The organism is Lewinella sp. LCG006, assembly GCF_040784935.1.
Lineage (GTDB): Bacteria > Bacteroidota > Bacteroidia > Chitinophagales > Saprospiraceae > Lewinella.
Genome location: NZ_CP160680.1, coordinates 748,186 through 772,819, shown reverse-complemented (window position 1 = coordinate 772,819; position 24,634 = coordinate 748,186). Strand labels below are relative to the sequence as shown.

General features: G+C 47.4%; 15 protein-coding genes. 2 read left to right on the top strand and 13 right to left on the bottom strand.

Features of this window, described 5'->3' with window-relative positions; all coding sequences use genetic code 11:
• Positions 1-6: 6 nt before the first annotated feature.
• From AB0L18_RS02710 to AB0L18_RS02680, 7 genes are all read right to left on the bottom strand, one after another.
• On the bottom strand, positions 7-753 hold the full coding sequence (locus AB0L18_RS02710; protein ID WP_367391050.1) for a LamG domain-containing protein: 747 nt from the start codon (positions 751-753) through the stop codon (positions 7-9).
• Positions 754-1,311: 558 nt separating this feature from the next.
• Positions 1,312-2,457 carry a T9SS type A sorting domain-containing protein gene (locus AB0L18_RS02705; protein WP_367391049.1) on the bottom strand — a complete coding sequence of 382 codons (1,146 nt, stop codon included), beginning with the start codon at positions 2,455-2,457 and terminating at the stop codon, positions 1,312-1,314.
• A 355-nt stretch (positions 2,458-2,812) separates the two neighbouring features.
• On the bottom strand, positions 2,813-6,112 hold the full coding sequence (locus tag AB0L18_RS02700) for a lamin tail domain-containing protein (protein ID WP_367391048.1): 3,300 nt from the start codon (positions 6,110-6,112) through the stop codon (positions 2,813-2,815).
• A 524-nt stretch (positions 6,113-6,636) separates the two neighbouring features.
• Positions 6,637-8,970, bottom strand: coding sequence for a T9SS type A sorting domain-containing protein (locus AB0L18_RS02695; protein ID WP_367391047.1), 2,334 nt, complete (start codon positions 8,968-8,970; stop codon positions 6,637-6,639).
• 532 nt (positions 8,971-9,502) lie between these two features.
• On the bottom strand, positions 9,503-10,426 hold the full coding sequence (locus AB0L18_RS02690; RefSeq protein ID WP_367391046.1) for a calcium/sodium antiporter: 924 nt from the start codon (positions 10,424-10,426) through the stop codon (positions 9,503-9,505).
• Between the two features lie 130 nt (positions 10,427-10,556).
• Complete coding sequence (gene ahcY / locus AB0L18_RS02685) at positions 10,557-11,867, bottom strand: adenosylhomocysteinase (protein ID WP_367391045.1); 1,311 nt, start codon at positions 11,865-11,867, stop codon at positions 10,557-10,559.
• A gap of 143 nt (positions 11,868-12,010) precedes the next feature.
• Positions 12,011-13,114 carry a trypsin-like peptidase domain-containing protein gene (locus tag AB0L18_RS02680; protein ID WP_367391044.1) on the bottom strand — a complete coding sequence of 368 codons (1,104 nt, stop codon included), beginning with the start codon at positions 13,112-13,114 and terminating at the stop codon, positions 12,011-12,013.
• A 315-nt stretch (positions 13,115-13,429) separates the two neighbouring features.
• Here AB0L18_RS02680 and AB0L18_RS02675 point away from each other — a divergent pair, with 315 nt between their 5' ends.
• Entirely contained in the window at positions 13,430-14,809 is a 1,380-nt protein-coding gene (locus AB0L18_RS02675) for a gliding motility-associated C-terminal domain-containing protein (protein ID WP_367391043.1), read from the top strand.
• Between the two features lie 6 nt (positions 14,810-14,815).
• On the opposite strand, the gene paaC is transcribed toward AB0L18_RS02675, so the two are convergent.
• The 3 genes from paaC to paaA form a co-directional block, all read right to left on the bottom strand.
• Complete coding sequence (paaC, locus tag AB0L18_RS02670; protein WP_367391042.1) at positions 14,816-15,571, bottom strand: 1,2-phenylacetyl-CoA epoxidase subunit PaaC; 756 nt, start codon at positions 15,569-15,571, stop codon at positions 14,816-14,818.
• Between the two features lie 93 nt (positions 15,572-15,664).
• Positions 15,665-15,946, bottom strand: coding sequence for a 1,2-phenylacetyl-CoA epoxidase subunit PaaB (gene paaB, locus AB0L18_RS02665; RefSeq protein WP_367391041.1), 282 nt, complete (start codon positions 15,944-15,946; stop codon positions 15,665-15,667).
• 201 nt (positions 15,947-16,147) lie between these two features.
• Complete coding sequence (gene paaA, locus AB0L18_RS02660; protein ID WP_367391040.1) at positions 16,148-17,107, bottom strand: 1,2-phenylacetyl-CoA epoxidase subunit PaaA; 960 nt, start codon at positions 17,105-17,107, stop codon at positions 16,148-16,150.
• 318 nt (positions 17,108-17,425) lie between these two features.
• On the opposite strand from paaA, the gene gldN reads away from it, so the two are divergent.
• Positions 17,426-18,271, top strand: coding sequence for a gliding motility protein GldN (gene gldN / locus AB0L18_RS02655; RefSeq protein ID WP_367391039.1), 846 nt, complete (start codon positions 17,426-17,428; stop codon positions 18,269-18,271).
• A 21-nt stretch (positions 18,272-18,292) separates the two neighbouring features.
• Here the strand turns inward: gldN and AB0L18_RS02650 are convergent, their stop codons facing one another.
• The 3 genes from AB0L18_RS02650 to AB0L18_RS02640 all read right to left on the bottom strand — a co-directional run bounded on the left by AB0L18_RS02650 (position 18,293) and on the right by AB0L18_RS02640 (position 23,902).
• Positions 18,293-19,963, bottom strand: a complete 1,671-nt coding sequence (locus AB0L18_RS02650) for a hypothetical protein (protein ID WP_367391038.1) — start codon at positions 19,961-19,963, stop codon at positions 18,293-18,295.
• Between the two features lie 125 nt (positions 19,964-20,088).
• The gene (gene alaS, locus AB0L18_RS02645) at positions 20,089-22,704 is read right to left on the bottom strand and encodes an alanine--tRNA ligase (RefSeq protein WP_367391037.1); all 2,616 of its coding nucleotides are present in this window, start codon (positions 22,702-22,704) and stop codon (positions 20,089-20,091) included.
• 340 nt (positions 22,705-23,044) lie between these two features.
• A complete protein-coding gene (locus tag AB0L18_RS02640; RefSeq protein WP_367391036.1) occupies positions 23,045-23,902 on the bottom strand; it encodes a hypothetical protein in 858 nt (285 codons plus the stop codon).
• Positions 23,903-24,634: the final 732 nt, after the last annotated feature.

Genomic DNA, 24,634 nt, shown 5'->3' with positions numbered 1-24,634 from the left:
AATTACTTAACTCACACAATCCATCTGCGCATTTTCTACGGGTGTTTCTTCGTAGAGCCATTGTATTTCATCGTCGGTAAGGGCGCGATCATACACCCGCAGCTCATCAATCACGCCTTTGAAACGCCGCATTCTCCCTGTTTGTACACAGGGGCTATTGCCGATTGATAAAGGAGCCTCGTTACTCAAATCGATACCACTACAGCGGCGAGCTGTTTTTATCAGCTTGCCATTGATGTAAGTACGCGCGTAAACCCCTTCCCTGACTAAAGCGTAGTGCAACCAGCTTCCCGAGGGAAGGGTAGGGCCCAACTCACTGTAAATTTTGTTTTCTGTTTCCTTAAAATCGGTAGTTAATTCTTGTAGACGCGTATCGAGGGCAATATCTAAAATATGAAAATCGTCGCAAGCTTCCCGCTTGGAGATCACACTTTGAGGGAAAACCATTGCTGCTTCGGACTTGAGGTAAAAACTCACCGTAAAGTCTGAGCTTGTAAAATAATCATTGACGGTACCACTGAATACAACGTGCGCCTGCTGCCCATCAAACAACAGCCCGTCGTCTTCCACACCACACCAGCACCGTACATTGCCGATCAGTTGCCCCTCCGAACCTTGTCCGCTATCATCACGAGCATCACACTCATTAAAGGTAAAATAGGCAATCAACCCCTGGGACAGATCAGGTGGTGGCGTTATACTGAATAACAATAAGAGCAAAACGAGGCTAAGGAGTAGAGAAGTTGTACGCATCGGGGTTTTAATTGAAAAGTACAGGATTTTCCCGAAAAAGACAAACCTGCTTGGGCTAACCCTTACACTTTTCCAACCCTTACACCCTTACACTTTTACACCTTTCCAACCGCTCACTGGCCCCATCCCCGGCTCTTCCCATTGTTGAAAATGACCTGATTTCGGGATGTTTTTCGCAGGGGAAGGGAGGCGTGATGCGCGTGGTCGTTTTTGGTTGGTAAAACCTTTGCACCCTTACACTTTTCCAACCGCTCACTGGCCCCATCCCCGGCCCTTCCCATTGTTGAAAATGACCTGATTTCGGGATGTTTTTCGCAGGGGAAGGGAGGCTTGATGCACGCGGTCGTTTTGGGCTAGCCAAACCCTTACACCCTTACACCCTTACACTTTTCCAACCCTTCCAACCGCTCACTGGCCCCATCCCCGGCCCTTCCCATTGTTGAAAATGACCTGATTTCGGGATGTTTTTCGCAGGGGAAGGGAGGCGTGATGCGCGTGGTCGTTTTTGGCTGGTAAAACCTTTACACCCTTACACTTTTACACTTTTCCAACCAAAAATCAAACCTTCAAAAACCACCTCTGCCCAGCTTGCCCACTATTTTTCCATCGCAATAGGTAATTACCCGGACGTAATCCTTGAAGATCAAGCGTGAGCTGTGTCTCGTTTGGGGCAGCAGTTTGTTGCAACCAGCACCGACCATGTTGGTCAAAGACCTCTATCTGCCAATGCTCATTGGCAATAGGTAATGAGATTTGTAGGTACTTGCTCGTCGGCACGGGCCACAGACGAACCTCGGCAAATACGCTTGCACTTCCACGGTAATTGACGGCGATCGGCCCAAAGAATGCGGAATCACCAGCAAAATCCACCTGTTGCAGGCGGTAATAGCTGCGTCCGGGCAGTGGCTGTTTGTCGATAAATTCATAAGCTACGGGAGAGCTACTGTCTCCCTGCCCTGTAATTTGGCCAGTGTTTTGGAACGATTTTCCTTCGTCGCCGCTGCGCTGCACCAGGAAAAAAGCATTGCTTTGTTCCATCATGGTCGTAAATGTCAGCCGAATATTTTCGGCGCTTACCGTAGCTTTAAAATCAGCGAGCGTTACGGGCAATACCGAGTAGTGGGTGCCCAGGTAGTTAGATTCCTCTGGCCCAGCCAGGTTCACGGCACTCAGCGAAACAGTGTTCCATTCTGCCCATGTAAAATCTGGGTTGGGTTCCAGGATCGTATTTTTTCTTACGTAAGCAATATCCATGCCCCAGGTCGTACCATTGCCCACCACGTCTATCCGGTTTGCCCAGGCACTACCCACGATCGAGAGCCCATTGGTGGCCGTCGACAAGACCACGAGATCGTCGCCGTTAAAACCACAAAAATTCACCCCAATAGCCGTTCCCACCGTGTAGCCAGGCTGGGTAGCCAAGCCATTACAAAACACCAAACTTTCCAAAGGGAAGAGGGTACCTTGGAGCAGTTGCCCTGTCGAAGCCACATTGTTGGCGGGGTCATCCGCTCGTTCATTCGCAAACAAATAGGCCCTTATCCCCATCGCCGCCAGGTCAATGGTTTCGCTGCCCATATTGGTCACTTCCAGGCATTTGTCATTGCTGTCTCCCTCGTAGTACTGACTGATCATCAGCTGAGCAGAGAGGTGTGTCGTTGCTACCAGCATTGGCAGCAAAAAAGAGAGTATCACGCGTTTCATAGCATTACATTTTGATGAATGCCGATAATTTAAGGGGAGAAAGTCCCAAAATCTGGGACTTTGAAAAAAATGTTGATTTTTTCTTCGTATATCTCTTTTCGCTCCATAGGATCAGGTTTCAAACCAGATTCTATGGAGCGGAGGGCTGCTCTTGCCCAAAACACCCTATCCGCAAACATAGCAACACTACATCCATCATTTGTTCTACACCGCAAAAGCCCTGCTTCTGTCACGAGAAGCAGGGCTTTTCTTAAAGCTCGTTTTATGGCATCGCCACCAAGTCTACAAAACCAGGTACCGTGAAGCTTGCCTTGTGAAAATCTCGTCTAGCGATACCCCCAAAGGCAAGCATCATCTACACCTTCAAAAACCGCTCTTGCCCACTCTGGCGACCATTGTTCCAACGCAGCAAGTAGCTACCCGCTGGCAGGGCGTTCAGGTCAAAGTACATGTCTAGGCCTTTCTCTTCCGAGGTTTGCTGCAATAAGCGGCGACCATTCAAGTCGAATACTTCCAACAACCAGTCGTTATCAGAAGCAGGGAGTGTTACCTGCAAGCGCTCCCGCGCAGGCACTGGCCAGATCACCGGCGCATCCGTCACCTCTCCCGAAAAGCGAACCGCTACAGGCCCAAAAAACTCGTTGGTACCATCAAAATCAAATTGCTGCAAGCGGTAGTAGTTCATCCCCGCCGCTGGCTTGGTATCCACATATTCATAATCCACAGGACTGGCGCTGTCTCCCATGCCTTCTACCTGGCCAATCGTCTCAAAGGTCTTACCCCCATCAATGCTCCGCTGAATCAGGAAGTGGGAGTTGTTTTCTTCGGTGGCGGTGGTGAAGGAGAGGTGGGCTTGGTTGTTGAGAGCTTTGGCGGTGAAGGTGGTGAGTTCAACAGGTAGTGCCACCAAGTCAGCATGCAAGAAAAAGTTAGAAAAAGAGGTTACATCGACTTCCACAAAATATCCCGTATTCAATGTGCCAGATGCTGATTGTTGGACAACGGTTCCTGCTCCATTAAATTCGTCTGAACATCCTCCATCAAATTTGGTAATATTAAGGTCAGAAATAGAAGATACGTCACTATCAGCAGCAGCCAGCGCATCAAACTCGGCAGTAGTTAGATACATACGGACTTTAACTGTACCACTTGGTTGAGTAGTTGGTTCAATGCTGATATTACGGTCTAAATAGGGCAGGTTATTTCCGTCTTGCCGCACATCTCCAGCATTGATGTAAATACTAGTTTGGAGTAAGCCCATATTTTCAGAATCTAGCACAGAAGCTGCCAAATCACCAGAACCATCAACGATGTTTAGCCAAGCTCCGGAACCAGTAGAGGTAATGTTATCAACTGAATAGCAATTGTCTATCGTAGTTTCTGAGATAGATACATCTGCACAAGCAATGCTAATATCGAATGAACCAATATTGCTGGACGTATTTCCATAGTAGGCTATGTAAAAATAATAGGTAGTTCCGCTGTTCGCAAAGAACGTATATTCTTCAAAACCACTGCCAAAGTACTCGTCAATACAAGCAATATTAGTGAAGCTAATACAGTCATCTGAAGTACTGACACTAATACCTAAATCGAAGTTGTCAGCCGAACCATCAGCTGTTACCGTTACTTCTTGGTCAGTACCAGCAAAAGAATACCATACGCCTTTGCCGTAGCTACAGCCAGTTGCGTCACCATTATCTGAGGCTCCTGAAGTGCTTTCGCTATTGAGTGAAGTACCACAAATTAGCACTGTCGCATTCGCACAATTATCATTAGTTGGGGCTGCACAAGTAATATCTATATCTGCTATATCAGCAGAAGTGATTGTCCATTCAGAAGCAGTCCAAGTGGGGTTTGCGATCGTAACACTTGGGTTTCGAACAGCCTGAGAGTTTTCATAGTCCCATGCTTGCCCTGTTCCATCTTGACCAATAACACCATAAATGTCAATTAGAATATCATTATCATCAAATAATGCATAAGCGTCATCCCCGTTTCCTGTCTGTTGCGAACTAACTTCATCGGGTAAACAACTATAAACATTGCCAAACGTTGGAAGACCAACAATATAGGTTCCTCCTGGGACTATTTCGGCTCCACTATCGATCACGTTTCCATTAGGGCTGGTACTACCATTAACATATTTATTTAGATCCCAACCAGAAATATCCACAGTAGAACTGCCAACGTTTTTTATCTCAACAAAACGCCCATCAATGTCGTCTCCTGGATCTACAACCCTTGAAATAATGATTTGTGCAGGTTCTGATACGTTGAACGATGTACTTTCTAAATTCCCTGTCACAAAAAAACCATCATTACTTGATAATGCAGTAATAGTAACTCCGGTTGCTGCGGCAGAAAAAATTAAGTTATTGAAGGTAGCCACGCCGTTCACCGGAGTAACCGAAGTTGTTGCTGCTCCATCAAATGTACCCGTTGTTGAAAGGGGGATGTCAATATTGTAATCAAGGTCAATATTTCCATTTTCATCTTCTGCTAAAACTACCACTGCTGGTGAGATCATATTTCCTAGAACCACGTCTGAAGGCTGTACTTGAAAAGCAAATACCGATGCATCTACTTCTATCTCAAAATCATTGCCTACTACATCACCTAAAAGGAAGCTACTGGAAAAACTAGAACCATTGATATCTGCGGTGAATCCATGGTCGTCAGCATCTATATAGCATGAAAAAATAGCACCATCTTCTATGTTAGAGGTCTTCATAAATATACCAACATCAATCGTACTACTATTGCCATCTGCAATCACTAAGTTTCCTGAGGTAATTGGAATATTAATTTCTGTATCGGTGATGGTTGGATTACCAATAGTAATTGCGCCATTGTTCAATACAATACCTTGAATATGATCGGTCCAATCTGCTGTGTTAGTTGTATGAGGTTTGATACGGATATTGGTTACATTTGTAGCTAAACCATCCCCAGAGCCTTGGTCTTCGATGTCAAATGCAAAAACATCAACGGCTTCTCCTGCGGTATCATCTGTGGATAAAATGGAACCAGTAAGTTGAATTGTAGGATCGTATACTTCTGTGTCTGTGTCGTTTGCCCCAGCGCTTGGTGATACTACCCCCCTTAATTCTAATGTATTGTCATTAATTCTCCACGTACCTCCAGATGCTTCGGCATTGTAGCCATAAAATCTTACATATAGTGTCTCTCCATTTAGGACGGAAATAGAAAGTCCCGTTACATTTCCTGTTCTTTCTAAATCGTTGTCGGGCACATTCACTGTTGCGATGGTTGTTTGTGTACTAAACAACGCATCTTTTGACCATCGAACTTGATAATCTCTTATGCCAGTATTTGATCTTCTTTCACTAAATAATAATTCATTTATGTCTAATTCAAATCCAGGGTCTGGAGATATTGCTATTTGAAAATAATCATTATTTATCAACGCTCCTGTACTCCATCCACTTGAAAAAGCTCCATTAGTGCCAAAGCTTATAGCACTTACACCTGTTCCAGCTGTAAAATTAGCTGCTGAAACGTTACTTGCAACAGAATTTGGAGTTCCATTTGCTGTTAATAACCATTTGGACAGCGTCACCTGCCCATACCCCACAATCCCCCAGCAGCACAAGGCTACCGTCAAAAAAAATGCCCTTGTAAAAATCTTCATATTTCGCTTCGTTTTAAGGAGTTTAAAAAATGATAAATAAGAAAGAGCCCGAGTGTAGGTACACTCAGGAATTTTTGTTCTAGTTCCAGCTTATTGAATATTTATTGGAAGGGGTTAGAGGTCACACGCGTTAAAAATCGTTCAAAGATAAATCAAAGCCTTGGAAATGGGAATAGGGGAGGTTTAAGTTATTGTAAATTAACTGGATTAGCCACAGAGATACTAACCTGCCTGCCAGCAAGCTGGCCTTGCAGGCAGGATCACGGAATTGCACAAATTTTTTATTAGCCGTGGGGCCTGCCTGGCAGCAGACAGGGAGCGGTGGTATGGAAGTTTTTTGTGAATTTTAGTGTATTGGTGGTTTAGTGGCTAGAAAAGCGTCAAACCAAAAAATCCCCCACCAGCAAAGCCAGCGGGGGAGAGGGGGAGCAAAATCTAAAGCGATCATGCCAGTTTTCGGGATGTTTATCTTTTGAACCACCAAGGCCACCAGAGTGGTATTCCCCGTTGTCTTCGTGGTTGCATTACTTCTTTATCAGCTTGCAGACTTCACTGTCCTTTTGGCCTACTGAACGAACGAAATAGATGCCGGCAGGATAGGCACTCATGTCCAATTGCTTGGTGCCACCATCACTTGTGGCGTCTAGCGGGATGGTTTGTAGTAGCTTTCCCTGCGCATCAACAAGGTGAAGGGCCTCAGCGGCGGTAGCCCAACGTACCGTCGTGAAATCAACCACTGGATTGGGGAATAGGTTCAGCGGGGGAGGTGGCCCGCCATCAAAGCGGACAGTGACGATGCCTTCGTTGTGGATGGTGCCGTCGTAGTCGACTTGCAGGAGACGGTAATAATTGATGCCACTGGCGGGCTGAAGATCGTAGAGCTCGTAGTCGCGGATGTCCTGACTGAAACCAGCAGCAGCCAAGGTACCTATCTTGGTGAAATTACGCCCATCAGTACTCTGTTCTACGGTAAAGTAATCACTACCTGATTCTGCACTCGTCTGCCAGTAGATGCGGGCGGTTTTGCCAACCGCTTCCGCGGCCAGGAAATTGAGTGCTACGGGGAGAATGGTTTGTCCCGGATTGAGGCGCCCTCTTGAATGGGGGAGCCGGGCCCAAGTATACCCCGAGGGGCAGTTGCCTTCGCCCACTCGCTGGAAAGAAAATCCGGGCACATCAGTTGGTAGCTCCAGATAGTTGGAGGGGTTGATCGGGCTGAAATTTGGAGGAGACAAGATATCCCGGAGCCCGAAAGCGGGATCGTAGGCGATAAAATCGACGACTTCGTCAGTGATGGTATTCAACAAGCTCACATATCCTCGATAAAGGGGCATGGCTGCTACCGGAAACCAGATGGCTCCGAAACCCGCACCCTCGTCGTCGATGATTCCGCTGAGGGTACTGCGATAGACTTCTACTAAAAAGACGTTGAGGTTGCCGCCTACCCGTTGCTGTACCACCAGCTCGTAATTACTGAGGTCAACACCTGCCGGGCCTGCAATCTCTACCCCTTGGTCCTGGCTGATGGGCCCGTTGGAATAGTGGAATTCATTGATGAAAATGCGTTCCGGATAAAGACGAGGGCAACTCTCTTCGGGGGTGGCTTCGAAAGTATAGGCTTCCGACCACTGCCCATTGAGCAAAACGTAGACCGCAAAATAGTAGGTCGTGCTGTTTGTTAGACCGGTGACTACCAATGGGTCTTCGCTGTCGCCAAAGTAAAGCGGGTAAGTGATGGCATTGAAACCGATAGCCGGGTTGCCGTCGCCAAAATTAGGGTCGGCGGTAAAGTTGAGACCGATAGGTTCACCATCGATGGGGGTTTCTGACGCGACGACCAAGTAACGATCTGCGCAAGTGGGCCCTTCCCAGCGCATGGCCGTGCTGGCGTCCAAAGGGGTGTACGCGACGTTGTTCACCGCACGGGGATCAGGAGCGCAGAGCGTGGTAATGTTCAATGTCATCGACTGCGGCGCATAACACATTTGAGCCGTGTTGTATTCCACAATACCCAATTGGTAGGTCGCACCCGGTTCTAGCCCTTCGATGATAAATGTAGCATTGGTGGCAGAGGTGGTAGCGATTACATAGGTGGATGCACCTAAGCGTTGCCCTGCTCCATATGTAAGGCTACCGGTATAAACATCGCCTTGGTATGGGGTGGTCAGTGGTTGCGCGGTGGTAGACATGATCAGGATACGCGCCTGGCCGTTGCCTGCGGTGAGGTTTACCTCGGCGGTTGTTTCTTCGACGTTGAGTAAGCTCAATGTTGCCGTGGAAGTTGGAGGGCTACAGGTGGCCATGACTTCGCCCGCAATGCTTAGGCTGTTGGCTCGGATGGTCCATGATCCACTATTGCTTTCGGCGTGGTAAGCATAAAAACGAAACAGCAAACTTTCGCCGTCTTTGATTTTTTCCTGAAAGCTAAAACTATGCGTTCGTGTGTTGATGTCATCGGGGAGGTTGACCTGAGTGAGTTCTGTTTCGGTAGCGAACCCATCCCGGGAGTAGACGATGCGGAAAGTTAGTGGCCCCGAAGAGGATCGGCGTTCCATAAAGCTCAGTTCGGTCAAATTCAAGGTCGCGCCAGGCGTCGCTTTCAGTCCAAATTCGTAGTAATCTACCTGGTCGTTATCACCAGCGTCAAGGGGCCAGTTTTGTGCACTGACGCCAGAGCCTGAATAATTGAGGGTGCTCAAGCCGTTGCCGCGCACAAAGGGATAGCCCAGGGCTTCGTCTACAAAAGATTTAGGTTCATCTAGGTGATCTGGCGAAAGGGGCCAGTGTACGATTGTTTGAGCAGTCAGTGACATACTCCAGCCCAGGCTGAAGAGCAGCCATGTGTAGAATAATTTCATAGTACTTTGTGTTTTCTCATTTCCGGACAAAATTGTTATTCGCGATCCTTTTGAAGTCCGGATTTGGGCAAACTAAACAAAAGCACTCGTCCATGAGACCAGTCTTTGATTTGTTGTTCGGGTAGAAGTTACTATGGAGATTAATAAAAGTTGCTCTTCGCAAGCCAGTTGCGAAACCCTTTTGAGAAATTGGAAGTGGATAGTTGGAAATAAAGCAAAATGTACGATCCAGAATGGCCGTGGTGTAGTTGCTACGAATGGTCTTAAAAACAAGGCCATTTCCCTTTTGATATTGCTAATTTAACGATTTATCAACTACTTAGCAAGTATTTAGTAATTATCTGTTTTTTTTGAACCACCAAGTACGCCAAAGGGGCTTTTTTTGAACCAGATGAGGGATTATAAGGGCATTTAAGGGGGGACAGGGCACATTCACGCATTGGCCCGACGCAAAACGGAATTTTGCAGACACACCGACCCCTTAGTGTGAATTGCCTGTAAGCGTTCGTGTCTTTAGCTCGTTGTGGGGTAGTTAAGACTGTACGATTTGCCCTATGAATAGCATATAGAAAAGGAGTAAAATCCAGCCTTCCCAGCGGGTGATGAGGCGGTCGAAAGCCATGACGCCAAAGAGGATGGTCATGACGATCATTAGGGGCAGGTAGAAGGAGATGATGTCTGGCGGTATTTCCAGGTTTCCCAGCAAGCCCGGTACTGCCATGACAATAAAGGTGTTGAAAATATTGGACCCCAGGACATTGCCAATGGCAATAGAGGCCTTCCCCCGGCGGGCAGCAGTGAGGCTGACGACAACCTCAGGTAGACTGGTGCCAATAGCTACGGCGGAAAGGGCAATCAGTTTGGGCGGAATAGTAAGGATAGTACTGATTTCAGAGATCGCGTATATGGTGTAATCAGCTCCGAAATAGACCAACACACCTCCCAGGAGGAGCAATAAATAATGCTTTGGCAAGGCTTTAGGACGATCGGCACTGTCGGCGCGTTCGTTGCCTTTGAAGGAGTATACGAGGAAAAGTACCAAGCCGAGGATGAGGAGCAAGCACTCGAAAGTGCTGAGGTGCAGATCACCTAAGACAAACCACAGCAAGAAAGCGGAGGCCCAGAGGAAAGACATATCAATGAGCCACAAATCGCTTTCGAGGTGGATGTTTTTTACCACGATAGCGGTAAGGCCCAAGACGAGTGCAATATTGGTAATGTTGGACCCCACGACATTGCCCACTACGATTTCGGATTGACCAGCAAATACAGAGGCAATAGAAGTGGCCAACTCCGGCAAGGATGTACCAAAAGCGACAATGGTGACACCAATAATGAAAGGAGAGATACCCAAAGAAAGGCCGATAGATTCTGCAGAATCTACAAACCAATTGGAAGCCTTGAGAAGTGTAGCCAGGGCTACGATAAAAATACCAATGTAAAGGAGTAAATCCATGATGTATTATTGCAGAATACTTGGGCCCGCAAAGGTAATAAAAGAATTGGCAGGCCGATAACGGTCCTGCCAATTCTAATGATGTTACTAAAATAACTATTGTCCGACTTTCGTCGAACCAAAGAAAGTCCTAGTAACGGTAGTATTCTGGCTTGAAGGGCCCTTCTTGCTGAACGCCAATGTAGGCGGCTTGGTCGGCAGAAAGTTCTTCTAGCTCTACCCCGATCTTAGCCAGGTGCAGACGTGCTACTTGCTCGTCGAGGTGCTTAGGCAGGGTGTATACTTTGTTTTCGTAGTTGTCTTTGTTGGTCCACAGTTCAATTTGTGCCAATACCTGATTGGTGAAGCTGTTAGACATTACAAAGCTAGGGTGACCAGTGGCACAACCCAGGTTGACCAGGCGGCCTTCCGCCAGGATGATGACATCCTTGCCGTCGATGGTATACTTATCTACCTGCGGCTTGATTTCTACTTTTGTAGAACCGTAGGTGCGGTTTAGCCAAGCCATATCGATTTCGTTGTCGAAGTGACCGATGTTACAAACGATTGCCTTGTCCCGCAATAAACGGAAGTGCTTCTCGGTGATAATGTCTTTGTTGCCAGTGGCAGTAATGACGATATCAGCGCGAGGAATAGCTGTTTCAGAACGCAATACTTCGAATCCGTCCATGGCTGCTTGAAGGGCACAGATCGGATCTACTTCTGAAACAATAACACGACAACCAGCGCCACGCAAGCTGGCAGCAGTACCTTTGCCTACGTCACCGTAACCAGCTACGAAAGCTACTTTACCAGCCATCATTACGTCCGTCGCACGACGAATCGCATCTACTGCTGATTCTTTACAACCGTATTTGTTGTCGAACTTCGACTTGGTTACAGAGTCGTTGACGTTGATGGCAGGCATTGGGAGAGTGCCTTTGTTCATACGCTCGTACAAGCGGTGTACACCAGTGGTGGTTTCTTCGCTTAGACCGTTGATGCCTTCCACCAATTCTGGATACTCATCAAGCACCATGTTGGTCAGGTCACCACCATCGTCGAGGATCATGTTGAGGGGCTGACCACCAGGGAAAGCGCGCAGGGTCTGCTCAATCGCCCAGTTGAATTCTTCCTCGTTCATACCTTTCCAGGCGTATACGGGGATACCTGCTGCTGCAATGGCTGCTGCTGCATGGTCTTGGGTAGAGAAGATATTACAGCTCGACCAGGTGACATCGGCACCTAGTTCTACCAGCGTTTCAATCAATACCGCGGTTTGAATCGTCATGTGCAGGCAACCGGCAATACGCGCACCCTTCAAGGGCTTGCTGGCACCGTACTCTTCGCGCAAGGCCATTAAACCAGGCATTTCCGCTTCCGCTAATTCAATTTCTTTACGGCCCCAGTCGGCCAGGTTAATATCTTTAACCTTGTACTTCAATGTTTCTGTTGCAGACATGCAATTAAATTTTCAATTTGGCAATGGCCGGAGATTTGTTGCCGACCAGAATTCGACCGCAAAAGTACGCAATTATTCGCGGTTTTGGGGTCTTTGTTTCAATGCTTTACGCAAGGTTAACAATACTGGTGGCTTAAGTGTTTTCAATCTTCTGCACTGTCTTCGTATTTCCATTTGGCACCGAAGCGTTCTACCAAAATATTGTCGTAATGATCAGCGCGTTCGAAGAGGTGTTGAAAGCGTTTTTTACCACTTTCTACTTCCAGGTAACGGTCGTAAATAAGCATGGATAGAATAATGTCACGCCCTTTGACACTGAAGGTAAGGCCATCGTCTTCGTAATTTTCGCGTAGCAGGTATTCGTACAATTCTCCCAATTGATCCTGAGGTAATCGACAGAGGTGGGCATCCCCGGTGATCAAGCCTGAATCTTCGTGGTAGGATACCAGGATTCGTGCGCTACCTTCCTGTATTTCCCAGGTGTTGAGGCCTCGGCGGGCCAAGCGAACATCATGGTTGAGGGCCGTTAGCAATAGCTCTATGGTATAAGGCGTGCCCACGGGTTCAAAGGCTTCCGACTCGGAAGGTAGGCGTAGGTAGGCACCGCAATTAGGGCAGTAAGGGGTTTCTTTTTGATCGGCAAAAACTAAATTGCGACAAGAATTACAGCGAGCAGCTGTCTGGTCGCTTCGCCCTGCTGCCAAGTAAATGCGAATAGTTTCCAGCATAAATTTGGTGGGCAAAGAAAAACCCAAGCCCTGGCCTTCTTCGAAATCTAATACGTTAAGTCCAATGATTCGGCCTTGCTTATCTACCAGCGGGCCACCACTGTTGCCAGGGTTGAGGGCCGCATCATGTTGATAATAGTAGAAGTCTTCGTGCTTGCGCTGATTGTTGGATAAGTTGCCGATAGTGCTGGAAAACCGCAAGCCGAAAGGATGCCCCATGGCCAATACCTGATCACCAGCAGCGGGTTCATCTTCTTCACGAAATTTGACGGTGGCCAACTCGTAATTAGTATCCAACTTTAATAAAGCCACATCATAATAAGCATCCCAGTAGACGATTTTGGCCATCTGCCGAGGCAGGCTTTCTGCTTCTACAATGACTTCTCGGTTGTCGCGAACCAAGTGCTCATTGGTGATGATGAGCTGCTGATCTTGGAGAAAAAAACCGGTCCCCCCCATATTATAGGGAGTTGCGATTTGGACAAGGACGGGGCGGAATCGCTCAATTATTTCCTGCATTGGGGAAAGGCCTAATTTAGCCGTTAAGTTAAGAAAACTGAGGGAGATTTACGGCCTAATCCTTTTTATTTGGTGTTGCTTTGGATATAGTGTATCTTCCTAGACAAAATAATATTATTAGACTTGTTCGTCCGGGGGGCTTTGGAGGGAAGACGCCGCTATCTTTTGTTCCCGCAAGCGAGCAAAGTGGGAACATAGCCTTAGCTACGTGACCACTTTGGTTGCGAAGTGGGAGCGGAAGAGAGCAAGTCAGCCCCCAAATGTTCCCGGCCGAACAAGTCTATTAAGCTAATTGGGTAATTAACTTCCAAGAAAATGAATCATCATTATTGGCTAAGTAGCATTTGGGCTTTTTTTGTTTTGTTAATGATTCAGACATTGCCTCTTTCAGGTCAGGTCAATTATGTCCCGAATCCTGGTTTTGAAGATGTTTCCGACTGTGACCTCCAATACGGGGAGGCTTTTAAAGCGATGCCCTGGAAAATTGTTAATACACCTATTGCCACACCAGATTTATTCCATAGCTGTTCGATCAATGATTTTTACACTACTCCTACTAGCGGATGTACTGACCTTGTATACCCCAAGTCAGGAGAGGGAATGATGGGGCTGGTGAGTAATTTGGCAGCGGCAGAAGAACGAATTTATGCTCGCTTAATCGATGATCTTCCGCAGGATGTTGATATATACGTAGCTTTTTCTCTTAGACCTCGGGAAAAATGTGGTGGGTCAATGGATTTTCTTTGCTATTCCAATTCCCAGTGTTTAGCTTTCTCTGATTTTCAGTTCCAGGCCCAACAGCTTGTTTTATCATCAGACACCATCATTGATGGGGCTGAGGATTGGATGACCATGGAGACTTGTTATAGGGCCAATGGAACGGAAGATTTTGTTTTACTAGGGAATTATAAACCTACTACACAAACCCTGGTATATTGTGATTATATCAATCCAACGGCCAATTTCACCTACACCTACGTAGATGAGGTCATCGTTTCACCATTTGATGTGGTTCCCGACACGCTCTACCTTTGCGAAGGCGAAATACTGGAATTGGATGCCACCTTTTATGAAGTACCCATTTCCTGGAGCGATGGCTGGCAGGGAGGTGTCAGGACCATTGATCAAGGCGGCAACTATACGGTAAGGGGAAATTTGGCAGACTGTTTTTTGATGGATCGAACTGTGGTTATTGAAATACCGGTAGAGACAGAGGAGATTGCATTGGATATTTGTCCTGGAGAAACGTTAACACTGGAATCGCCCTTCGCGGGTACCTGGGAAAATGGTGATACCAGTAGGATACGTACCATCACCAGAGCAGGTATTTACAAAAGTTCATTGCTTACTCCTTGTGGCGAGAGAAGTAGGGAGTATACCATAGAAGCGACTTCCTGCGATATCAGGTATTTTGTTCCCAACGCCTTCAGTCCTAATAACGATGGTGTTAATGATCGACTCCAATTCTTTTTTGAAGCTGATTTTGAGTTCTCGGGTGAACTCAATGTCTTTGATCGTTGGGGCAACCAACTTTTTAATGCTAAAAATGTCACCGCGCTTTCGCCAGTAACTTGGGATGGTTCTTTTAGAAACAAAGACCTGGGAGCAGGCATCGTGGTGTGGACTTACGAGTACATCAGTGCCCGAGATGGACTTACGCGCAAGATTGCCGGAGATGTAATGATTGTTAAATAGCGTAAGCTACCATTCCGCACCAGGATAGGCCCGTTGCATCCACTGCATCTCGGCAAGGATGTAGCCAAGGGCTTCCGTGTGCATACCCTGTTTTCCTCCTTGTTGGGGATATTCGTCCTTGGGAATAGTAAGTGTTGCTTCCGTGATAATGGCGTGGCGTTTGGCTGCTACCAATGGCCGTAATGATGCCAAATCTGGACCAACACCTGCGGCGTATGCAGCTTGATCTACCTCGTCGGGAAGTAATGCCTCTTCGGCGTACATCCACAGATCATCGAGGGCTTGTTGCATTTTTTGGTGACTTTCATCGGTACCATCTCCCAGTCGAATCATCCACTCCGAGGAGTAACGTAGGTGGTAGGTTACCTCTTTGAGTGATTTCTGCGCGATGGCTTTTATTTGCTCATCTTTACTGTTTACCAGTGCTTCGTGGAGGTAATAATTAAAGCTGTCGAAAAGAAACTGACGGACGATAGTATAGGCAAAATCTTCATTGGGATGTTCAACGAGGAGAAGGTTGCGGAATTCCCGATTGTCGCGCAGAAAGGCAATAGCGTCTTCATCACGTCCTTTGCCTTCTACTTCACCAGCTAATGCGAGCCAGCTACGTGCCTGCCCGATGAGGTCAAGGGCAATATTAGTGATAGCAATATCCTGTTCCAGGATGGGCCCGTGTCCACACCATTCGCCGAGCCGTTGGCCCAAAATAAGGGCATTGTCACCAAGGCGAAGGAGGTAATCGAAGTGTTGCTGGTTAGTCATAAAGAAGGGTGTAAGGGTGTAATGGTGTAAGTGTGTAAGGGTGCTTTAAAAATAACTTTTACACCTTTACACTCATCCAACATTTACACCAAACTACATGTGTTTAATATTATCCGGGACATCATAAAAAGTAGGGTGGCGGTAAACCTTGTCGTTGGCAGGTTCAAAAAGCTCCTCGCTTTGGTTAGGGCTGGAGGCAGTAATGTGTCGGCTTTCCACCACCCATAAACTTACACCTTCGTTGCGGCGTGTATATACGTCACGGGCATTTTCCAACGCCATTTCGGCATCAGCAGCGTGTAGGCTACCAGCGTGTTTGTGGCTCAAGCCATTTTTGCTGCGGATAAAAACTTCCCAAAGTGGCCAGGAATTCATATGGTTTATTTTTTTTGCAACGTATCCTTCACGCTGCCTTTTTACAGTTTATTCTTGTTGGGACTTTGCCTCTAGCATAGTCAAAAATCCCTATACCCCTGTCCGCTTGGCCAGGCGGGCTGTAGCAAGTACCTAGTACTGTGAAATTTGCCTTTGTATATTGTTGCAACAATTATAATAACTCAAGGCAAATTTCGCATCTTAAGCCACCTCTTCGCGAGCTGCTTCGGTGCGTTGGCGGCGTTTTTCGGCGTAAGCCATAGCTGCGTCGCGTACCCAGGCTCCTTCTTCGTGGGCTTTTTGGCGGGCACGAAGACGTTGGCGGTTGCAAGGACCATCCCCTTTAACGACGCGCCAGAATTCATCCCAGTCGAGGGCACCAAAATCGTATTGGCCAGTCTCTTCGTTCCATTTTAGATCGGGATCGGGTACGGTCAAGCCAAGGAATTCTGCCTGAGGGACGGTAGCGTCAACAAAACGCTGACGCAGTTCGTCATTGGTAAATCGCTTGATCCGCCAGGCCATACTTTGGGCGGTATTCGGCGACTCATCATCGGCAGGACCAAACATCATCAATGAGGGCCACCACCAGCGGTTGAGGGCATCCTGGGCCATGGCTTTTTGAGCTTCGGTACCTCTACTGAGCGTGAGCATGATCTCGTAGCCTTGGCGTTGGTGGAAACTTTCCTCTTTGCAGACCCTCACCATCGCGCGGGCGTAAGGGCCATAAGAAGTGCGGCAAAGTGGCACTTGGTTCATAATAGCAGCACCGTCGACTAGCCAGCCGATGGCTCCCATGTCTGCCCAGGAGAGGGTGGGGTAGTTGAATATACTGCTGTACTTAGCTTTGCCACTGTGCAACTGATCCAGTAGTTCTTCCCGATCAATACCCAGCGTTTCACAAGCACTGTACAGGTAGAGACCATGGCCCGCTTCGTCTTGTACTTTTGCTAATAAGGCCACCTTACGGCGAAGATTGGGAGCGCGCGTCACCCAATTACCTTCGGGCAACATCCCGACAATTTCACTGTGGGCATGTTGAGAAATCTGGCGAATGAGGGTCTTGCGGTACTTTTCTGGCATCCAATCCTTGGGCTCGATGCGTTCATCGGCATCAATACGGGCTTGGAACTGTTCTTCTAACGCGGTTACTTTCTCCATGGTCGCAGGTTTATTACTAGTGCACTTTCCTTCCTCAAAGATAAGGTATTTCTGTAACACGAACAAATGTTCGTTTGTTGTTAAAAAACGTTTTTTTCATTGCTACGCTGTTACTTTTTGTTCTTCTGTCATTATATTATTAAACATGCTCGTAAAAACGCGTTGCAATTGTAATTTTATACGCACACTTTTCTGATTCAACTTACTCCACTTTTAACATTATTCTATCCGATCTTGAAGTGTTTTTACTTTGCAGCTGCATCGCAGTGTGCTGGTGTTTAACTACTTAAGTCGGGATAACCTTCAATTCAGAACATCATGTTGAAAAGATGGATCTGCTGCCTAGGTATTGTAGGTAGCTTAGCTACGCTTGTAGCGCAAACGGAAATGACCCCAAATACGATGGCCGGGAAAACCTGGCTGGAAGGAGGAGCAGAAAATGCTTATGAAGCGTCTCCTCCCTTGCCTTACGCGGGGGTAAGAGAAGCCGATATTTTGTGGGAAAAACGGGTTTGGCGCGTCATTGATACCAGAGAAAAGATCAACCTCACCTTCCGGCATCCGGAATTTGCTCTTTTTAATGTATTAGCCGAGGGCCTGGCTGCGGGTGAACTTACGGCTTATACCCCAGAAGACGACCGCTTCCATGAACGTATTTCCAGTGAAGAGATTTTCAATAAACTTAGTAAATCGGATACCATAGAGGTGGTAGATCCGGTCACGGGAGAATACATCACCCAAGTAGTGACAGATGAGTTTGATCCTGACCGTATCAAACGCTGGCGCGTGCAGGAAGTCTGGTATTTTGATACCCGCTACAGCCAAATGCAGGTGCGAATCATTGGAATAGCTCCTTTGCTAGAGACTAAGGTTTCTGATGGGTTAAGTGCAGCGGCTTATGAGTCGCCTGTTTTCTGGATCAATTATGCGGAAGCAAGGCCCTGGCTGGCGCAGCATACTGCCATTATTCCGGGTAACGACCATAGCCGTACTTCCTGGGAAGATCTTTTTGCGATGCGTCGTTTCCATTCTTACATTTACAAGGAGAACGATATGCGCGGACGCCGCCTGGAGGATTACCTTTCGGGAACTGATCTATTGTTGGAAAGCAAAAAGATTGATCGCACCATCCAAAACAAGGAAATGGATATGTGGAGTTATTAATTGATGAATACGTTTAATACGCTACAGCTCAAACCCAGGAAACTGAGCACCTTGAACAAGGTAGTTGCCATCGACGAGTCGGAGCTGTACTACGCCATTGTTGTTGTACTCGGTTTCGTTACCTGCTTTGTCAAGGGTTTTATAAGCAATATTGAAAATTGGAAAAATGCCTCCGGTTTCGTCGGTCTCGATGTAGCCGGGGGCAAAACTTATCGGAACGATCTCCTTAAACTGTGCCCTCCATTTGTTGATGTATGCAAAAGCTTCGGCCCGGTCTACCATCTCTGCACCAAGGCGTACCTCGTCGGCTAATAGAGATATGGGGAAAGGCTCCGCCAGGTACAAGAGCGAAAGCAGGAAATTTTCAGCGGCCTGTATTTCTGGGTCTAATTCCTCATCTGAAAAATTGGCCTCAAAAAATTCTTCGTAAGGCAAATAGGTTTTCGCCTGACCTCCGAAGGGGATTATTTTGGTGGGTAAAATTACATCGTGCAAAAAGTAGTAATAGGCTTGTGCCGATAACTCTTCCGGGGGATCAGTAATGATATTTGCATCCTCCATAGCTTTCAGGACACGGTCAACTTCTCTTTTTGCTATGGTCTCATCCGTGATCTCATCGGGAGGGACGAGGTGGAAACCCGCTGGCAGCAGTTCGATAATGGGTACTTCGTTCTTTGGAGCATCGTCCGCATGGAATTTTCGAATGTGTTCGTGAAATTCATTCATCAACTCCAAGGGAATATCGTTAGCAACGTAGGAGATACCTCCCATCTCTGCATCGAATAAGGCCGTCTGTATTTCGCGTTCGATATGATCTTCGGGGGTAGGGAGCTCCTCAAAAGAGCGTTGCTCAAAAATCTCGAAGAACAGATCTGTTGCGATTAGCTGTTCTGGCTCTGAATAAAGTTTAGTAGGTGAAATTTTGATCCAGTCATAAGTATTGAAGAGGTAAATAAACCGGATGTTATAAGCGCGTTTAAATTGCTCTTCTGGAGGGGAGTAATGATTGCCGGGGAACTCTTCGAGAATAGCAGGGAATGCTTTGAGATAAGCTGAGGAATAAAAATGGTCAAAGCGCTGTTCCTTGCCATATTTGTAGAGCAGAAACAAGGCGAAAGGCAAGCAGGCCTGCATGCCCGGACTGTCTGGATAACCATCGTTCCATCCAATATTCACTTTGAAAAGCTGGAATTTGAGGAAAGCTTCAAACAATTCAGCACGGGGTTTTTCCAGTAATTTCTTCCCTACATTGGTGAGCGAAATTTTGTTGTTTCTTTTTTTACACCAACCAATATCGCGAATGATAAAGTGGATTTCCATGATGATTCCCCAATCATTTTCAGACAAAGGCACCCGATCGTACTTGCTCGGTTTATCAGCATTGTACAAATGGTAAAGCTCCTGCACTATTTTTCGGGGTAAATTCCCGGTTTGCGTGAGCTTCATTTCCTTTTGTTCGGCAATACGCTTGAGCAAGGCCACCAACACCTTCATCATAGGCATCCGCAGGATGGTCTCATCAGCGAGATTGCTCCGCAGGCCAAACCAGCTTTCCTCCGCCAGCGGGTAACGCAACAAGCGGTGCATCTGCAAAGGTGAGAGCCCTTCCATTTCCGGGTTGGGGCGGTTGTTCACCTGGTCCATCTGCTCTTGTAGCTTGCGTTGTAGTCGTTGGCGTTCTTCTTCGTTCATCTTTTGAGGTATTTTTGGGTGCTACCTATTGATTCAAAATGGCTGCTGATTTTTTACCATAAAGCAAAAAAAGATATGACTATGCAGTAAAACCATCAACCATCTAACCATCAACAATCTAACCATCAAACCATTTCCCCAACCTTCGCCACCGCACGATCTAAACCACTGACATCACTACCACCGGCGGTTGCAAAGTGTGCCTGACCGCCACCACCGCCTTTGATCTCGCGTGCCAATTCACGGATGATCTTGCCAGCGTTGAGGTCTTTGGACGTAGCTAACTCCTGGTTGATGATCAGGGTTAGTAGTGGTTTGCCATCGTTTTCTGAGGCCAGTAGGATGAAGGCGTTTTCTACCTCTTTCTCTAGCTGGAAGGCCAGGGTCTTTACGGCACCAGCATCACTCAACGGGATGCGAGCTGCGAGGAAGTTGACTCCGCCGCGATCTGCAAACTTTTGCTTGAGGTCGCCCTTCAGATTTGAAGCCTGGGCCGCTACCAATTTTTCTACTTCCCGCTTGAGGTTTTTATTCTCGTCTTGCAGGTTGGTGATGCCTTTGACCAGGTCGTTGCTCTTCAGGAGGTTGCTGACGTCAGCCAATAGCTGAAGTTGCTCATTGATGTAAGCTTCTGCACCAGCGCCCGTTACCGCTTCAATGCGGCGGATACCAGCAGCTACGGAGTCTTCCTTTACAATTTTGAACAGGCCAATCTCGCCCGTAGCGGGTACGTGGGTACCGCCACACAATTCTTGTGAGAAGCCTTCCTCAAAGGTGATTACGCGCACGGCATCGCCATATTTTTCACCGAAGAGCATCATCGCCCCCAGTTCTTTGGCTTCGGCAATGGGCACATCACGGCGTTCATCCAGCACAATGTTTTGGCGGATTTTTTGGTTCACCATCTTCTCAATAGCTGCCAACTCTTCGTCGCTTACTTTCTGGTAATGAGCGAAGTCGAAACGCAGGCGGTTGTTGTCTACATTTTGTCCTTTTTGCAGCGCATGCTCACCTACAATTTGGTGCAGTGCAGCGTGCATCAAGTGGGTGGCCGAGTGGTTTTGCGATGTCGCTGCCCGGCGTTCTGCATTGACGCGGGCCAGTACTTTACCCGCCAAATTATCCGGCAAACGATCCACGATGTGGATGATCAGGTCATTCTCTTTTTGGGTGTCAACTACCTTCAGGCTTTGGCCATCAACGATAAGTTCGCCCTGGTCGCCCGCCTGTCCACCGCTTTCTGCGTAGAAGGGGGTAGTGGCCAGTACTACCTGGTATTGGTTTTTCTTTTTGACCACCACAGTACGGTACTTGAGTACTTCGGTACCCGCTACTTCGAGCTGGTCGTAACCTACAAAAGTCACTTCGCCATCATTGACGGTCTGCCAGTCGCCTACTTCTTTTTCGGCATCTTTGCGGGAGCGCTTTTTCTGTTCTTGTAAGGCGTTTTCAAAGCCCGCTTCGTCGATAGTCAGGCCCTGCTCTCGCGCCATCAGGCGGGTAAGGTCGATCGGGAAACCGAAGGTGTCGTAAAGCTCAAAGGCATCTTGGCCGCTGATCTGTCCACCCGTCGTTTCCAGGGAAGCGAAGCGCTTTAGACCATTTTCGAGCGTATTCAAGAAAGTCTTCTCCTCACTCTCAATGATCTTGGCAATCTGCTCCTCCTGCGCTTGCAATTCCGGGAAGCTTGCGCCCATCTCTTTCACCAGGATAGGTACCAGCTTATGCAGGAGTGGCTGCTTCACATCCAGGAAAGAGTAGTAATAACGTACTGCCCGACGCAGAATACGGCGGATCACATAACCCGCTCCGCCATTGTCCGGCAGCTGCCCATCGGCAATGGTAAAGGATACCGCGCGAATGTGATCGGAGATCACCCGCATGGCCATATCGGCCTTGGCTTGGGGGCCGTAGCTGTAGCTGTATTTATGTCCGGTTTCTTTTTCGAGGAAGGAGATCAGCGGCGTGAAAATATCCGTATCGTAAGTAGCCGTTTTATTTTGCAGCACCATGCACAGGCGTTCAAAGCCCATACCGGTATCCACGTGCTTGGCGGGCAGGCTTTCCAGGCTACCATCAGCTTTGCGGTTGAACTGGATAAAAACGTTGTTCCATATTTCTACCACGCCGCTATCGTCTACGTTCACCAGGGTGGCACCGTCTACTTTGGCGCGTTCTTCATCGCTGCGGGTGTCTACGTGTATTTCGGTACAGGGGCCGCAGGGGCCGGTGTCGCCCATTTCCCAGAAGTTGTCTTTCTTATCACCGTCCAGGATGCGCTCCATCGGCAGGTGACGCTTCCAAAACGCGCGCGCTTCTTCGTCCGACTCCAAATTTTCAGCCGTGTCACCACCAAAAACTGTAGCATAAAGGCGGTCTGCCGGGATGCCCATGCGGTCGGTAAGGAACTCCCAAGACCAGGCGATGGCTTCGTCTTTGAAATAATCACCAAACGACCAGTTGCCCAACATCTCGAACATGGTGTGGTGGGTGCCATCCAGGCCTACATCTTCCAGGTCATTGTGCTTGCCAGATACGCGCATACACTTCTGGGTATCCGCAATGCGGGGCGCGGCAGGCGTTTGGTTGCCGAGGAAATAATCCTTAAACTGGTTCATACCCGCATTGGTAAACATGAGGGTAGGGTCGTTGCGCAACACAATCGGTGCCGAAGGCACGATCTTATGTTGTTTCTCAGCAAAAAAGTCCAAAAAAGCCTGGCGTATATCGTTCGCTTTCATCGCGGTCGTTGGTTTGCGGTTTGGTAGTTTGGGGAGTCTGTCCTGTAGCGTAAGGTGCTACCAGAAAAGCAAAGTTCCCATTGCTAACAAGTAGATCTGAAATTTGAGCGACAAAGATACAGAATTGTGGAAAGGCAGTAGAAGAAGTGGTGGAGAAAGTTAGGTGTGTTCCTTATTTTCATTGGGGGGCGTGCCGATCGGCACCAGGCTGTTCGCTCTTATGTGCTCGCTGTCGCTGCGCGCATACCGCTGCCATCCTTCGCCCTCCCGCCATCCTGGCGGCGCGCTCCGGCCTAAAGGCCTGCGCGATTGTACTACTGGTATAAAACAAGGTTTTATGTTACCAACACTCATAATAGACCTTTACAGGCTGTACGAATAAATCACTACCTACATTGGTCTGGAAAGTGTAGGTGAAGTCAGCAACCATACCGTTTTCCCAGGTGTAGGTGTACATCTTTTCTCTTGACCACTGGTCTATCTGGTCAAAAACATTATAGCCAGTTTCTAACGTCACATTGTTGGAGGAGAACCAGTAGGGAGCTTGCCAAAGGCTAAAGTCCATGATAAAATCCAGTGGCTTGAAAGTCAGGTAGTTCAAGAAGTTTTCGTTGTTATCATAGGCAAATGTAGTTTTGGTGAAAAGGGTGTCGCCATTACCGAGGTAAATGGTTCTTTTGTATTCGGTGATATTCTCACCAGTATATTCGAAATCGAACTTGTCGTCGTTCCTTTGCACTTGTCCATTTACGATAGTGAAACTAATTGCATAACCGGATTTTAACTGGTCACCCTCCCAATGGAAGTCCTGCGACCGGATAATTTCTCCCTGTTTGTTGTACCTTCTTTTAGCGACCAATTTTTGATTTTCGTAGAAAAAGGAATCTAAGCTAAACCAACTCCCCTGTGAGAAGCGTCGTAGGCACATGACTAAACCATTCTCATCGGAGATAAATTCTTCGTAAGGTTGGTGATTCTTCAGTCGCTGTAAAATACGTTCATTCTCAATGATATGGGTAAAAGTGTCGGGGCTTAAATACAGTGTAGTATCCCCCTGTATATAGGGGCTGTCGATCAATTCCTCAATGAGGCAGTTATCGAAAACAATGGCAGCATCATCGTCATTGCACTGAAAAAAACAAGTACTAATAGCCAGCAGGCAAAGGCCCTGAAACAAGATGTAAGTTTGATTTTTCATTTCAATCGTGTTAGAGAAGCGTCGGGGTTGTGTAAAAAGTCACCTAAACACAAAAACGGCACAATGCCGTCAAATTAAATTCTAAAAAGTAGTGATCAATAAACCAATCGCCTTTCAAAAATAAAGTTCTTACCCTTTCGTCCATTTTTTATTTGGCACAAATTTAGGCGATGGACTTTTTACACAACCCCCAAAGAGCACCAAAAAAATAAAGATGTCTAAATATAGCCATGTTTTTGGCTATATCCTAAAGAACTACCCCAAAAAGTCAGGTTACCCTTATCATGGCTGCTCCACTTATTGGAAGGTAGAGCACCCTCAAGTGGTAGTAGCGGCATCCCACATTTGGGAAACCACCAGACCGTATTGGCCGTCGGCCACTTAGCATAGCTGCTGCTACTTAGAGGCCAGGCACAGCACCCTCAAGTGGGAGGGTCCCACCCAGCTGTCCGGACCGCCGATCCGCCCCCGGTCTCACGAGCCTAAGGGGCGTGCGTTTATACCTGCTGCGATGGACGCAACAGCCAAACAATACGCAAGAAAAACCGCTGAATGCTCCCTGACAAATGGGAGTGGTGTACCTATGATTTTCTCAATGACTTGTCAGGCTCATTGAGGATATGCGAATATAGGGATTATTGTCTTTGATTGACAAGGAATTGTTTTTATTTTTTTTAAAATAATTTATTTTGTAGTTTATTTGCCAAGGTATGGTATGGCAAGAATCTTCCG

Bases quoted from the DNA above. Each gene is read 5' to 3' on its own strand.
- alaS (WP_367391037.1), bottom strand. From the start codon at position 22,704: ATGAAAGCGAACGATATACGCCAGGCTTTTTTGGACTTTTTTGCTGAG.
- AB0L18_RS02700 (WP_367391048.1), bottom strand. From the start codon at position 6,112: ATGAAGATTTTTACAAGGGCATTTTTTTTGACGGTAGCCTTGTGCTGC.
- AB0L18_RS02695 (WP_367391047.1), bottom strand. From the start codon at position 8,970: ATGAAATTATTCTACACATGGCTGCTCTTCAGCCTGGGCTGGAGTATG.
- paaB (WP_367391041.1), bottom strand. From the start codon at position 15,946: ATGAATTCCTGGCCACTTTGGGAAGTTTTTATCCGCAGCAAAAATGGC.
- AB0L18_RS02690 (WP_367391046.1), bottom strand. From the start codon at position 10,426: ATGGATTTACTCCTTTACATTGGTATTTTTATCGTAGCCCTGGCTACA.
- AB0L18_RS02680 (WP_367391044.1), bottom strand. From the start codon at position 13,114: ATGCAGGAAATAATTGAGCGATTCCGCCCCGTCCTTGTCCAAATCGCA.
- AB0L18_RS02705 (WP_367391049.1), bottom strand. From the start codon at position 2,457: ATGAAACGCGTGATACTCTCTTTTTTGCTGCCAATGCTGGTAGCAACG.
- AB0L18_RS02650 (WP_367391038.1), bottom strand. From the start codon at position 19,963: ATGAACGAAGAAGAACGCCAACGACTACAACGCAAGCTACAAGAGCAG.
- AB0L18_RS02675 (WP_367391043.1), top strand. From the start codon at position 13,430: ATGAATCATCATTATTGGCTAAGTAGCATTTGGGCTTTTTTTGTTTTG.
- gldN (WP_367391039.1), top strand. From the start codon at position 17,426: ATGTTGAAAAGATGGATCTGCTGCCTAGGTATTGTAGGTAGCTTAGCT.
- ahcY (WP_367391045.1), bottom strand. From the start codon at position 11,867: ATGTCTGCAACAGAAACATTGAAGTACAAGGTTAAAGATATTAACCTG.
- AB0L18_RS02640 (WP_367391036.1), bottom strand. From the start codon at position 23,902: ATGAAAAATCAAACTTACATCTTGTTTCAGGGCCTTTGCCTGCTGGCT.
- paaA (WP_367391040.1), bottom strand. From the start codon at position 17,107: ATGGAGAAAGTAACCGCGTTAGAAGAACAGTTCCAAGCCCGTATTGAT.
- AB0L18_RS02710 (WP_367391050.1), bottom strand. From the start codon at position 753: ATGCGTACAACTTCTCTACTCCTTAGCCTCGTTTTGCTCTTATTGTTA.
- paaC (WP_367391042.1), bottom strand. From the start codon at position 15,571: ATGACTAACCAGCAACACTTCGATTACCTCCTTCGCCTTGGTGACAAT.